At 65.1% G+C, this 12,889-nt stretch carries 14 protein-coding genes; 6 read left to right on the plus strand and 8 right to left on the minus strand.

Annotation, left to right across the window (positions count from 1 at the left end; genetic code table 11):
- Nucleotides 1–34: 34 nt before the first annotated feature.
- The 3 genes from M1D74_RS04770 to M1D74_RS04780 form a co-directional block, all read right to left on the minus strand.
- The gene (locus tag M1D74_RS04770; RefSeq protein WP_309071628.1) at nt 35–1,018 is read right to left on the minus strand and encodes a branched-chain amino acid ABC transporter permease; all 984 of its coding nucleotides are present in this window, start codon (nt 1,016–1,018) and stop codon (nt 35–37) included.
- A 12-nt stretch (nt 1,019–1,030) separates the two neighbouring features.
- Nucleotides 1,031–2,440: a branched-chain amino acid ABC transporter permease gene (locus M1D74_RS04775; protein WP_458116676.1), complete on the minus strand. Its 1,410-nt coding sequence runs from the start codon at nt 2,438–2,440 to the stop codon at nt 1,031–1,033.
- A gap of 162 nt (nt 2,441–2,602) precedes the next feature.
- On the minus strand, nt 2,603–2,899 hold the full coding sequence (locus tag M1D74_RS04780; RefSeq protein WP_309071638.1) for a GroES family chaperonin: 297 nt from the start codon (nt 2,897–2,899) through the stop codon (nt 2,603–2,605).
- Between the two features lie 188 nt (nt 2,900–3,087).
- On the opposite strand from M1D74_RS04780, the gene M1D74_RS04785 reads away from it, so the two are divergent.
- Nucleotides 3,088–3,939 (plus strand): Bax inhibitor-1/YccA family protein, encoded by an 852-nt coding sequence (locus tag M1D74_RS04785; RefSeq protein WP_309071626.1) that lies wholly within the window; start codon nt 3,088–3,090, stop codon nt 3,937–3,939.
- A gap of 88 nt (nt 3,940–4,027) precedes the next feature.
- On the opposite strand, the gene galK is transcribed toward M1D74_RS04785, so the two are convergent.
- Genes galK through M1D74_RS04800 form a run of 3 tightly spaced genes read right to left on the minus strand, consistent with a single transcriptional unit; the run spans nt 4,028 to nt 7,085 of the window.
- Nucleotides 4,028–5,170, minus strand: a complete 1,143-nt coding sequence (gene galK / locus M1D74_RS04790) for a galactokinase (protein ID WP_458116677.1) — start codon at nt 5,168–5,170, stop codon at nt 4,028–4,030.
- Nucleotides 5,167–6,303, minus strand: a complete 1,137-nt coding sequence (gene galT, locus M1D74_RS04795) for a galactose-1-phosphate uridylyltransferase (RefSeq protein ID WP_458116678.1) — start codon at nt 6,301–6,303, stop codon at nt 5,167–5,169. The genes galK and galT overlap by 4 nt, the downstream gene beginning before the upstream one ends.
- Complete coding sequence (locus M1D74_RS04800) at nt 6,300–7,085, minus strand: DeoR/GlpR family DNA-binding transcription regulator (protein WP_458116679.1); 786 nt, start codon at nt 7,083–7,085, stop codon at nt 6,300–6,302. Before M1D74_RS04800 ends, galT begins: the two co-directional genes overlap by 4 nt.
- A 112-nt stretch (nt 7,086–7,197) precedes the next feature.
- On the opposite strand from M1D74_RS04800, the gene M1D74_RS04805 reads away from it, so the two are divergent.
- The 3 genes from M1D74_RS04805 to M1D74_RS04815 are packed head-to-tail and all read left to right on the plus strand — an operon-like array spanning nt 7,198 to nt 10,278.
- Complete coding sequence (locus M1D74_RS04805; RefSeq protein WP_458116680.1) at nt 7,198–8,436, plus strand: AI-2E family transporter; 1,239 nt, start codon at nt 7,198–7,200, stop codon at nt 8,434–8,436.
- Nucleotides 8,437–8,492: 56 nt separating this feature from the next.
- Complete coding sequence (gene ilvA / locus M1D74_RS04810) at nt 8,493–9,689, plus strand: threonine ammonia-lyase (RefSeq protein WP_458117138.1); 1,197 nt, start codon at nt 8,493–8,495, stop codon at nt 9,687–9,689.
- Between the two features lies 1 nt (nt 9,690).
- A complete protein-coding gene (locus M1D74_RS04815) occupies nt 9,691–10,278 on the plus strand; it encodes a rhomboid family intramembrane serine protease (RefSeq protein ID WP_309072420.1) in 588 nt (195 codons plus the stop codon).
- Between the two features lie 6 nt (nt 10,279–10,284).
- Here M1D74_RS04815 and greA read toward each other — a convergent pair whose 3' ends face one another.
- Both greA and M1D74_RS04825 read right to left on the minus strand, forming a co-directional pair.
- The gene (gene greA / locus M1D74_RS04820) at nt 10,285–10,779 is read right to left on the minus strand and encodes a transcription elongation factor GreA (RefSeq protein WP_309072426.1); all 495 of its coding nucleotides are present in this window, start codon (nt 10,777–10,779) and stop codon (nt 10,285–10,287) included.
- A 219-nt stretch (nt 10,780–10,998) separates the two neighbouring features.
- The gene (locus tag M1D74_RS04825; protein WP_458116681.1) at nt 10,999–11,442 is read right to left on the minus strand and encodes a DUF4307 domain-containing protein; all 444 of its coding nucleotides are present in this window, start codon (nt 11,440–11,442) and stop codon (nt 10,999–11,001) included.
- A 107-nt stretch (nt 11,443–11,549) separates the two neighbouring features.
- Between M1D74_RS04825 and mca the strand changes: the two genes are divergently transcribed.
- Nucleotides 11,550–12,485 carry a mycothiol conjugate amidase Mca gene (gene mca, locus M1D74_RS04830; RefSeq protein WP_458116682.1) on the plus strand — a complete coding sequence of 312 codons (936 nt, stop codon included), beginning with the start codon at nt 11,550–11,552 and terminating at the stop codon, nt 12,483–12,485.
- Between the two features lie 65 nt (nt 12,486–12,550).
- Nucleotides 12,551–12,889 (plus strand): hypothetical protein, encoded by a 339-nt coding sequence (locus M1D74_RS04835; RefSeq protein WP_458116683.1) that lies wholly within the window; start codon nt 12,551–12,553, stop codon nt 12,887–12,889.

Genomic DNA, 12,889 nt, shown 5'->3' on the forward strand with positions numbered 1-12,889 from the left:
TGGGATTGCGGCGTAGGTTCCGCAGTAGGGTCGCTCATGCGAACGCCAACTCCTTTTTGTTGCCGAGTACGCCCTGCGGCCTGAAGATCATCAGCAGCATCAGCGCAACACCCACGAGGATGTACCGGAGCTGTCCGGCCTGGACGTTGGTGAGGAACGTGATGGCGCCGGTTTCGATGGCGCCGAAGAGGAGGCTCTGAGTCAGCGAGAGGACAACCCAGAAGATCATCGCCCCGATGACCGGGCCCAGTACCGTGGCCATGCCGCCGAGCAGCAGGACCGTGTAGAGGAAGAACGTGAGCTCGGTGGCATAGTTGGCCGGCTGGACCGCGCCGCGGGGGATCGTGAAGATCATGCCCGCAGCAGAACCCATCAGGCCGCCGATGATGAGTGCCTGCATCTTGTAGGCGTACACGTTTTTGCCAAGGGCACGAACCGCGTTCTCATCTTCGCGGATACCCTTGAGGACGCGGCCCCAGGGGCTGCGCATGAGCAGCCACACTGCGAGGCAGGCCAGCGCTACCACTGTCCAGGCCACGATCCGAATGAAGAGCCCGTTCTGGTTCATGCTGACGGGACCGATGTTGTAGGTGCCCTCCGGGATGAAGTTCAGCGCGAAGAAGCCCGACTCAAAGCCCTGGGCCAGACCGTTGGCCGAACCAGTGACTTCGGTCAGGCCGTTGGTGGTGACGATGTACCGCACGATTTCCGCCGCTGCGATGGTCACGATAGCGAGATAGTCCGCCCGCAGCCGCAGGGTCGGGATACCGAGCACGACGGCGAAGATCACCGAGCCGAGCAGCGCCACCAGGATGGCGACGGGGACCGGAGCATTGAAGGTCAGAGTGGAGATGGCGTAGCCGTACGCGCCCATCGCCATGAAGCCTGCCTGACCGAAGTTCAGCAGGCCGCTGTAGCCGAAGTGTACGGCGAGGCCGAGGGCTGCCAGTGCGTAGGCGGCCGTCGTCGGGCTGATGATTTCGCCGAAGGCGAGGGAAAGAATGTTTCCAAAATCCATGTCGGTCGGCCCCTAACCTACGCGCTCTCGGCGGCCCAGGATGCCCTGTGGCCGGAAGAGAAGAACAATGATCATGATGAGCAGGGCGCCGACGTACTTGAGGTCGGCCTCCAGCCAAATGGTGGAGATCTCGACGAAGAGACCTACCAGGACTGAGCCGAGCAGGGCACCGAAGACCGTGCCCAGCCCGCCGAGGACTACACCGGCGAAGATCAGCAGCAGAATCTGCTGGCCCATATTGAAGGAGACGCCCGGGCGGTAGTAGGCCCAGAGGATGCCGCCAAGTGCTGCCAGTGCGCCGCCCACAACCCAGACCAACCGGATGACCCGGTCCACATCGATACCGGAAGCCGCGGCCAAAGCCGGGTTGTCGGCGACAGCGCGGGTGGCCTTCCCGATACGGGTCCTGAGGAGCAGAAATGCGATGAGCAGGATGACGATCAGGCTGATGATCAGGGAGGTCAGGTTGTTCCGGGTGATGGAGATGAGCCCGAAGTTCAGCATCTGACCCTGGGCGCCGGGCAGCTGCTGGGTCGCCCCGCCGAAGTTGAACTGAATGATGTAGCGCAATGCCAGGGCGAGGCCGATGCTCACGATCATCATCGGGATCAGTCCGGAGCCGCGCTTGCGCAGCGGTTTCCAGAGTCCGGCGTCCTGGACATAGCCCAGCGCCGCCCCGCCGATCACGGCGAGGATGATTGCGACTATTGCGGGCAGCCCCAGCGCGGCGAAGGCAAACGCCAGCACGGCACCGGCGGTGACCATCTCGCCATGGGCGAAGTTGGTCAGGCCGGTTGTGCCGAAGATCAGGGACAGACCGACGGCGCTGAGGGCGAGGAGCAGGCCGAAGCTCAATCCTGCGACGGAGCGGTCGACGAGGAGGTCCAGGGCGTTGCTGGTTCCCGTGACGATGCCCTCACCGAACAGGAAGAGCGTGGTGATATTTGTTGTTCCGGCGAACGTGACTTCACGCGGATTCTGCTGGCCTTCAGCCAGCTCCACGCCCTCGGGCAGGGTGGACTCGTCGAGCTCCACCTCATAGGTGCCCTGTTCGGGAACGTCAATGCTCCAGGAGCCGTTCTCGCCGGACGTGGTTTCTCCTTCGAAACCCTCGCCGGTGACCGAGATCCGGACGTCAGCTAGCGGACCGTCGGCACCCCGAAGGACGCCGCTGATCCGGTTTTGGAATTCCCCTGCCTGGACGGAGGCGGGGATTTGCCCGTTCACTGTGCCTACCGCACCAAGGGGGGATGCCCCTGCTGCGGGTGCGCTGATGAACAGTGCGGCCAGAAGGCCGGCGACCAGGAGGAATAGCCTCCTGCGCCACGCCGGCGTCGGCTTGGTTATCAAGTTATGAACCTCCACGATGGTGGCTGTCGTCCGTCGAGGTACGACGGCTCTAGAGCCTGTGATCGAAGTCACGCAGTGTGGAGATCATGTTACCTGCGCTGTGTTACCACTATTCGCCATATGGGGGCTGCCAGATAGCAATTGGATAACAACTGTGTTGGTAGTTCTACTCGCGGGTAACCCGGAACCCCGGGCAGCGCGGTTGACGTCGGTGCAGATGAATCAGCAGGTGAATTAGAGGTAGAGCCCGGTGCCGGCGTCGTCGGTTTCCGGCTGCGCAACGGCGTGGACGTCGCGCTCGCGGAGGAGGATGTAGTCGGTGCCGCCGACATCGACCTCCGACTTGTCTTCCGGGTCGAACAGCACGCGGTCACCGCGGGACACCTGACGGACACTGGGCCCTGTAGCCGCAACATCAGCCCATGCCAGCCGCTTGCCCATCACCGCGGTCGCCGGAATGACAATGCCCGACGACGACCGCCGCTCGCTGCTGTCCTTGTCCAGGATCACCAGCAGACGGTCATGAAGCATCTTCAGGGGGAGGGAGTCGGACGAAAAGGGCTTCGTGGCTGAGGTGTTTGACACGCCGACAGTCTACCGTTGGACTCCTGCGGATCCCGGTCGCAGTCAGGCGCCGCTTCCGGAACAAAACGGCCTCAAAACCGTTGATATTGGTAGGGTTGAAACATCTCAGCCCCCTAATGGAGGACTACACACAAATGGCACTCGGCGGTAACCCGGTTTTTAACGGTAAAAACTTCCGTACCGCTGCCCGCGGCGACAATCCGGCAGCGTACGGTTCAACTACTCTGGCCAACCAAACGGTCATGAACCAGCAGCAGCTGGAGCACCTCTACAACCAGCCTTCGGCAGGTCCCGCAGAGACGGGACGCATGACGTTCGACGACGTGATCGTCAAGACCATCGCGACCATCGGCGTGGTGATGATTGGCGCGGCGGTTCCGGCGTTCCTCTTCCCGTCCCTTGCACCGCTGCTGATGATCGTGGGCTTGATCGGCGGCTTCGTTCTCGGCCTGGTCAACTCCTTCAAGCGTGAGCCCGTGCCCGCGCTGATCCTCGGCTACGCCTTCCTCGAGGGTCTGTTCCTCGGCGGACTGACGATGTTCCTCGAGGCAATGTTCCCGAACATCGCCATGCAGGCTCTGCTCGGCACCCTGTCGGTCTTCGTAGTGACGCTGCTGCTCTTCAAGAGCGGCAAGGTGCGCGCTACCCCCAAGGCCATGAAGATCTTCATGATCGCGATGATCGGCTACGCACTGTTCAGCCTCGTGAATCTTGGCCTGATGCTCTTCGGCGTCAGCAACGACCCGTGGGGTCTGCGCACCGGCGTGGAAATCATGGGCATCCCGCTCGGCGTTCTGATCGGTGTGCTGGCAATCGGCCTCGCCGCCTTCTCCCTGGTCATTGACTTCACCATGATCAGCGAAGGTGTCCGCAACGGCGCTGCCCGCAAGTACTCCTGGACCGCAGCGTTCGGCCTGACCGTTACCCTGGTCTGGCTGTACGTTGAATTCCTGCGCCTCATCGCCATCCTGCGCGGCGACGAGTAACACCACTGGCACAGACACGAAGGCCCCCGGCGTTTGCCGGGGGCCTTCCGTTTGTTTCGGCTGGAATGGGGACTGGACGGCCTAAGGCTCAGGAAACCCGGCCCGCGCCGTCAGCGGGGGACACCGCAAAAATGACCGGTTCCTTGAATCCCGCGCGGTCAAAAGCTTCCGTCACTGCCGCGCTGACGCGGTCGACGTCCTCAACCTGCACGAGCGCGATGGCCGAGCCGCCGAACCCGCCGCCGGTCATGCGCGAGCCCAGGGCTCCGGCCTCCCGGGATGAGTCCACAGCCAGGTCGAGCTCGGGGCACGAGATCTCGAAGTCGTCCCGCATGGAGACGTGGCTGGCATCCAGCAGCGGCGCGATGGCGCGCGGTCCATCGGTGCGGAGGAGTTCAACGGCGGCCTGCACGCGCGCGTTCTCCGTGACGACGTGGCGCACCCTGCGGAACGTCTCGTCATCGAGCAGGCCTGAGGCCTCTCGTAGATCATCTTCGCTCAGGTCTCGCAACGCAGGGACGCCCATGATGTCAGCGCCCACCTCGCAGGCACGCCGGCGGGACGCGTAACCGCCGGTCGCGTGGGAGTGGCTGACGCGGGTGTCGATCACGAGCAGCGCCAGTCCGCCTTCCTTCATAGGCAGCGGAACAAGCTCCGCATGCTGGCTCCGGCAGTCCAGGAACACCGCGTGACCTTCCTTGCCCAGCAGGGACGCTGACTGATCCATCAGCCCGGTGGGCGCTCCCACCATCTCGTTTTCGGCGCGCTGCCCGATGAGCGCGAGCTCCGAACCGTTCAGTCCCAGTCGGTACAGCTCGTTTGCCGCCACGGCTACGGCGCACTCGATAGCAGCGGAGGAGGAAAGCCCTGCCCCCACGGGGACCTGCGAGTCGATCAGCAGGTCCATTCCCTGAAGCTCGTGACCGGCCTCCCTGAGCGCCCAGAATACGCCCACGGGGTAGGCGGCCCAGCCGTCGACGTCGCCGGCCTTCAGTCCGGAGAGATCCGTGACCACGATTTCTCCGGATTCCGAGAACGTGGAGCTCACGCGGACGGCGGAGTCCTGCCGCACGGCAGCGGCCACCAGCGTGGCGCGGTCGATTGCGAAGGGCAACACGAACCCGTCGTTGTAGTCGGTGTGCTCTCCAATCACGTTGACCCGTCCGGGTGCTGCCCAGATGCCGGCGGGGACGGACCCGAAACGGTCCTCGAACTGCTGGGCGAGAGTCATACTGTTTCCTTCACTGCGGGGGTTGCGGCGCGGAGCGTGGCGGCTACCTGCTCCGGGGTGGTGTCGTTGATGAAAGCGCCCATTGCCGCCTCCGAGCCCGCGAGGAACTTCAGCTTGTCTTCCGCCCGGCGGGGTGAGGTGAGCTGCAGGTGCAGGTAGCCGGCTTCGCGCAGTTCGGGGACCAGGGGAGCCTGGTGCCAGGCGGCGATGTATGGGGTGGGCGTGCTGTAGATGCCGTCCACCCGGGCGAGGAGTTCGAGGTACACCGTGGTCAGCTCGTCCTTTTCCTCTCCGGTGAGCGCAGCGATGTCCGGAACATGACGGTGTGGCACCAGATGGACTTCCAGGGGCCACCGGGCGGCGAAGGGCACGAAGGCGCTGAAGTGTTTGCCCTCAAGGACCATGCGCTCGCCCGAGTTCCGCTCGGACCTCAGAACCGAGCCCATCAGGGTCTCCCGCCCGTCGACGGCGTCGAAGTAGCGCCGGGCTTCCCGGCCCATCAACGCCGCCCGAGGGGTCACAAACGGGTAGGCATAGATCTGACCGTGAGGGTGGAGCAGAGTTACGCCGATGTCCGCTCCCCGGTTCTCGAACGGGAAGACCTGGCGGATGCCCGTCATCGCGGAGAGCGCTTCCGTTCGGTGTGCCCAGGCGTCGATGACGGTGCGCGCCCGCTGCGGCGGCAGGGACCCGAAGGAGCCTTCGTGGGAGGAATCGAAGGCGACCACTTCGCACCGCCCGAAGGCCGACGTCGTCGTTCCCCAGCCTGTGCTCCCGGACTGGAGGTCGGGCAGTTCGCCGAGGTCCGGGCCGAAGGACGAGAATCGGTTCTCGAAAACCACGACCTCGTAGTCGGAGGCGGGGATTTCGGAGAGGTTGTGTGCGGTGGAGGGGCACAGGGGACACTGATCGGCCGGCGGAAGGTGCGTGCGCGTTTGGCGGTGCGCGGCGACGGCAGTCCACTCGCCGGTCAGCGGGTCGTACCGCACGTCGCCGGTGCCCCCGCGCTGCGGCAGACCGCGATGGTCGACGACGGCGGCAGCATCGCGGTGGAGGGCTGCCGATTCTTCGGTGGCGTCGAAGTAGATGAGTTCGCGCCCGTCGGAGAGACGCGTGGGGATTACCTGGGTCATGGTGTGTCCTGGGTGTGGGAGGGAGTGCTGCCTCGGGCGGCGAGGACGCTGGTAGTGAGTGTGTAGCGGGGGTCGGATGGCCGTGAGTCGGTCACGATGCAGGAGACCTGATCGACGCCGGCGATGCGGGCAAGGCTTACTGTCCCGAACTTGGTGGAGTCCGCGAGCACAACCAGCCGGCCGCACTGTTCGGCGAAAGCACGATTGGTGTCCGCTTCCGCCATGTTGGGCGTGGTGATGCCGGCCGAGGCGTCGACGCCGTGGGCACCCATGAAGCAGATGTCCACGTTGAAGGACCGGACCGTGGAGGTGGCGATGGGGCCGACCAGCGCCTCCGAAGGAGAGCGCTCGCCGCCCGTGAGCAGAACGGTGACGCCGGGCGGGGCGGTCCGGTGCAGCTTGTCTGCCGCAGGGAGGGAGTTGGTGAGTACGGTCAGCGGCCCGGAAAGGTGTTCCACCAGACGGTAGGTCGTGGTGCCGCCGGTCAGGGCGAGCGTCATGCCCGGTTGAATGAGCGTCGCAGCGGTCGCGGCGATGGACTCCTTGGCGTCCGTCCGTTGGTCCGCGTTGGCGCCGAAGCCCGGCTCGAGGGCATTCAGCGCGGTCCGGGACGTTGCCCCGCCGTGCACCTTGCGCAGGGCGCCCACCGCATCAAGCCCGTCGATGTCACGGCGGATGGTCATCTCCGAAACGCCCAGACTGTCCGCAAGCTCGCTCACCCGGACGGTGCGCTGGACGCCGAGCTTTGCCAGGATGGCGGCATGGCGGTCGGCTGCGAGCATGGAAGGACTCCGGTCAGTTTGGACAACAACGCTTAACAAAATACAACGAATCCGCACAATTTCAAACAGTCCGACGGAAGGAACCCGGATGGTGTTGTGGAAAGATTGAGTCATGACGCGATCGACGCGGCGGAGCTCGCACTCATCGTTCAACGGCGCCTTTGCTGCGCCCGAGGAACGTCCGCTGGGCGGGGACGTCCCGTACGCGCTGGTGGTCAGTGCTGCGTGGGCTTGGCGTGTGGGTCTGATTCTGGTGGTGTCGACGGGACTCCTGTGGCTGCTCAGCCAGATCACCCTGCTCGTGATTCCCCTGATGATCGCAGGTCTCCTCGCCAGCCTCCTGGCCCCGGCCGTGGGCTTCCTGCGGCGCCGGAAGGTGCCGGGCGGAGTGGCTGTGGCCACTATTGTCCTGGGTTTCCTCCTCGGCGTCGCCGCCACCCTTTCGCTGGTAGGGCAACAGCTCGCCGTAGGATTCGCTTCGCTCTGGGGTGAGGCGCTGACGGGCATCCAGCAGATCCAGGACTGGTTATCCGATGGCCCGCTGCGCCTCACCACCTCCCAGGTCGACGGTTTCCTCGACGAGGTCGCCAGCGCGGTGGATAACAACAGCGGTTTGATCGTGAGCGGTGCCCTCTCCTTCGGGGAAGGCGCCGGTTACTTCCTGGCCGGGCTGCTGTTGACGGTTTTTGCGCTGATTTTCTTCCTGCACGACGGCGACGCCATCTGGCGCTTCATCGCCGGCCTTGCACCGCGGCGTGCCCGTGCAGCAATCACGGGGGCGGGCCTGCGGGGCTGGACCTCCATGGCGAACTACGTGCGTGTGCAGATCCTGGTCGCGTTCATCGACGCCATCGGCATCGGGCTGGGCGCGGCGATCATCGGAGTGCCGCTGGTGCTCCCACTCACGGTCCTGGTCTTTTTGGGCTCGTTCATTCCCATTCTTGGTGCACTTTTCACCGGAATGGTGGCGGTTCTGCTGGCCCTGGTGGCCAACGGGTGGGTCAATGCCCTGGTGATGCTCGCCATCGTGCTGGTGGTGCAGCAGGTCGAGGGGCACATCCTCCAGCCCTTCGTCATGGGCAGGGCCGTCTCATTGCACCCGCTCGCCGTGGTGCTGGCTGTGGCAGGCGGCTCCCTTGTGGCCGGCGTGGCGGGTGCCCTGTTCTCGGTTCCGTTGCTGGCAATCCTCAACACTGTCGTTCGCTATATTGCCAACCGCGCCTGGGAAACCGACCCTGCACTCGGTGTTCCCGCCCCGTATCCCGAACCGGGCGGCTCCATTACTCCTTCGTCCCGTCCATCCGGTGAGTTCGTCGAACCGGAACCCTCCACGAAAGAAGCGTCATCGTGACCACCGACCTCGCCCAGCTGGCAGTGACCCTCGAGGATGTCCTCGAAGCGCAGAAAATGCTCGACGGCGTCATCGCGTACACGCCGATCGAGGAGTCCCGCGCGCTCGGGCGGTTGACGGGCGCCAGGGTCTCACTCAAGTGCGAGAACCTGCAGCGCGCCGGCTCCTTCAAGGTGCGCGGCGCCTACGTGCGGATGGCCCGGCTTTCCGCCGAGGAGCGCGCCCGCGGCGTCGTGGCCGCCTCGGCCGGCAACCATGCCCAGGGTGTCGCGGTCGCGGCTGCACGGCTGGGCATCCAGGCCCGCATCTACATGCCGTTGGGGGTCGCCTTGCCCAAGCTTGCTGCAACCCGGGGGCACGGTGCTGAAGTGGTGCTGCACGGCCACAACGTGGATGAAGCCCTGACTGAAGCCAAACGGTACGCCGATGAACACGGCGCGGTCTTTGTGCATCCCTTCGACAATGTTGACGTCGTAGCAGGGCAGGGGACAATCGGCCTCGAAATCCTTGAACAGGTGCCCGACGTCGACACCATCCTCATGGGCGTCGGCGGCGGCGGGCTGCTGGCCGGTGTGGCCGTCGCCGTCAAGGCTCGTGCACGGGAACTGGGCCGGGAAATCCGCGTGATCGGCGTCCAGGCGGAGAACGCCGCCGCCTACCCGCCATCGCTCGCCGCTGACGCCCTGGTTCCGCTGACAAAGGTGTCGACCATCGCGGACGGCATCGCGGTGGGACGCCCGGGCCAGCTTCCGTTCTCGATCATCCGCGAGCTGGTTGATGACGTCGTCACCGTCAGCGAGGACTCATTGGCGCGCGCGCTGATCTTCCTCCTCGAGCGGTCGAAGATGGTGGTGGAGCCGGCTGGTGCCGTGGGCGTCGCGGCACTGCTGGACGGGAAACTCACCGAGAACGGCGCGAACCCCGGGAATACCGCCGTCGTGCTTTCGGGTGGCAATATCGATCCGATGCTGATGCTCAAGGTGATCCAGCGCGGACTCGCCGCCGCGGGGAGGTACCTCGTGGTGCGCATGCTGCTCGATGACCGCCCGGGCTCGCTCGCGACCATCTCCAGGATCATCGCGGAATCCGATGCGAACGTGACGGGGGTCGACCATACGAGGGTGGGCGGATCCATCAGCATGGGTGACGTGGCAATCACCATCAATATGGAAACGAAGGGCGAGGAGCACTGCGAGCAGGTGCTGAACAACCTGCGCGCTGAGGGTTTCCAACCCGTCGTCATCCAGGGCTGACATGCTGGCTAAGCGGGCACGCGCCGGTCTGATCACGGTCATCGTTTTCGCTGCAGTGCTTTGGGCGGTGCAGCTCCTCAATACGCTCACCGGCTTCTACCTGATCCGCGTGCTCGGCATCGAACCGCGCCAGGTGGAGGGGCTCGACGGCGTAATCTTCGCGCCGCTCCTGCACGCCGACTTCGGTCACCTTTTCAGCAACACCCTGCCGCTGGTGGTGCTTGGCTTCCTGGCCTTCCTCGAGGGGGTGAGGCGGTTTGTCATTGCGGTCTCGGCGAGTTGGCTCGCATCAGGCGTGGGCGTGTGGATCTTCGGGGGAGGGGTGACCATCGGGGCGTCCGGCGTCGTCTTCGGGCTGTTCGCCTACCTGCTGGTCCGCGGCTTCTACAACAGGGACTGGAAACAGATCCTGCTCGCCGTGCTGCTCTTCGGGATGTACGGCTCGCTGCTGTGGGGCGTACTGCCGCAGTTCGGCTCGAATATCTCCTGGCAGGCCCACCTTTTCGGCGCACTCGGCGGTGTGCTCGCGGCCCTGATACTGAAACGGCGGCCGACCCCTGCCGGGACCGACCGCCGTCTGGCGAGCTAGCGTCGACTAGCCTGCGTAAGGCTTAGCCGAGAGGATTTCGACGGTGATTTCCTTGCCGTTCGGCGCGGTGTACTTCACGGTGTCTCCGGCCTTGTGTCCCTGGATCGCTGCGCCGAGCGGGGACTTCTCGCTGTACACGTCCATGTCGGTGTCACCTGCAACCTCGCGGCTGCCCAGGAGGAAAGTTTCCTTGTCTCCGGCGATGTTCGCCTCAACCAGCATGCCGGGTTCCACGATGCCGTCATCAGCGGGGGATTCTCCGACGTGGGCGTTGTTCAGCAGTTCGGTGAGCTGGCGGATCCGGGCCTCGGCCTTGCCCTGCTCCTCCTTGGCTGCGTGGTAGCCGCCGTTCTCCTTGAGGTCTCCCTCCGAGCGCGCCTGCTCAATGCGGGCAACGATCTCGGTGCGGCCGGGGCCGGACAGGTGGTCCAGCTCAGCCTTGAGGCGGTCGTAGGACTCCTTGGTGAGCCAGGCGACGGGTGCGCTGTTGGTGGACACGATATCTCCTTAGGTACGTCGAAGCCCTGAGCGGGATTCGGCTGCGGCCTTTGCCGTGATGTGCGCATCAACAAGCAAAGACCCCGCCTGCGTGATGGCCTCTGTCCTGGACTACTCCAGTAAGAACCACGGCGGGGCGGGGCGGAACGTATCAGTCCATTATAGTCAGCAAGGCCGGATAACCCAATAACGGCGCGGATCGCCGGCGCTTTCGACGCGACGTTACTCGGTGATCCAGCAGGCGTTGACCCCGCCGGTGACGCCTTCGGATTCGGTCCGGACCGGGGTGTTGTGGGAGGTGGTGCGGCCGTCGACGCTTGCTCCCGGGCTGCCCGGAGGAATAGTCACGACAGTCCAGCCGACAATGGCGTAAGACTCGTTCAGGACCTGCACCGCGCACTGTGCGGTGGCCGCCGGATCCTTGGTGACCTCGTAGTCCACGCGCGCAAGGTTCGGACCCTCGATGCTGAAGCCAACATCCTTGGATGAGACGGGCGGCGTTCCGGCGAAGAGACTGAACACGCCGGTGGCGACGACGGCGACGGCCAGGACCGTCCAGATCAGTAGGCGGTTCCGCTTCCGACGCTGCGCCGACGGTGTGCGCTGTGGCTTGGGGGCACCGTAGCGATTGGCTACTCTTGGTACTGGCGCGTGGTCGGTGCTCATCGGTTCAAGTTTACCAACCGGTACTTCAGTTCGTTCACCTCGTTTCCAGCCGATGGTCCAGCGGGATCACCGGCGTCGACAGACCAGGAAAGATTCAGGAGCCTTCAGTGTCCAGCCCGGATAACACCCCCGACGCGCCCTTCCTCCGCGCGGAGAACGACGGCGGCCTCCGCCTCCTTGCGGTGCACGCACACCCCGACGACGAATCCAGCAAGGGCGCCGCAACCATGGCCAGCTATGTCGCCGCGGGAGTATCCGTGATGGTCGCAACCTGCACGGGAGGCGAGCGCGGCGACATCCTGAACGCACAGATGGCCGACGTCCCGCATGCACTGCGCGACCTTGCCGGACTGCGCCGGCTTGAGATGGCGGAGGCAGCGGCCGCCCTTGGCATCGAGCACCGTTGGCTCGGATTCGTCGACTCGGGGCTGCCCGAAGGAGATCCGCTTCCGCCGCTTCCCTTTGGCTGCTTCGCGCTGCAGCCGCTGGAGCGCGCTGCGGCCCCGTTGGTTCGCCTGGTCCGCGAGTACCGCCCGCACGTAATCCTGAGCTACGACGAGAACGGCGGATACCCGCACCCTGATCACATCATGGCGCACCGGGTTGCGGTTGAGGCTTATGAGGCAGCCGGTGATCCGTCCCGTTATGAAGGGCTCGGTGAGCCGTGGGAACCGCTCAAGCTCTACTACGACCGCGCCTTCAACCCGGAGCGGTTCCGTGCCCTGCACTTCGCGCTCGAGGAAGCGGGCCTGCAGTCGCCCTACGCCGAGCGGATCGCCGCCTGGCTGGAGGCCGACGCCGAAGGCCACCAGCCCGCACGGCCCACCCACCCTACGACCACGCAGATCGACTGCGGGGACTATTTCGAGCACCGGGAGCGCGCTCTGCTGGCGCACCGCACGCAGGTTGAGCCGGAGGGCTTCTTCTTCGCGGTCTCCGCGGATCTGCAACGCAAGGTGTGGCCGTGGGAGGACTACTCACTGATTCACTCCCGCGTACCGCACGAACTGCCTGAAACGGACTTCTTCGCGGGCATAGAATAAGTCCTGTGGGCTGTCCCGCTCCGGGACATTTCCGCCGTAGATACTCGTGAAAGTGGTGCTCTGGAGTGTTCTCCCTGCTGAACCTGGCCGCAACCGTGACGCCTGCGCCGGGTGATGAGCCCTCGCTGCGCCCGGGGCTGGATCCCACACAGGTCACTCCCGGCCTGCTGGGGTTCCTGGCCACGCTGTTCCTGGTGATCGCAGTGATCTTCCTGATCCGCGATATGACCCGCCGGATCCGCCGCGTGCGGTACCGCGAGATGGCCAACCTCGAGGCCGAGGAAGCAGCCGCCCGGAAGGCTTCCGGGAATGGAGGCGCCGCTCCTGGCCCGGCAGCCGAAGCATCTGACGGCTCCGGCCGGCGCCGCACTCCCGGCGGCAAATACGGCCCCGACGCCCCATAA

This window comes from Arthrobacter sp. D2-10 (assembly GCF_054161285.1).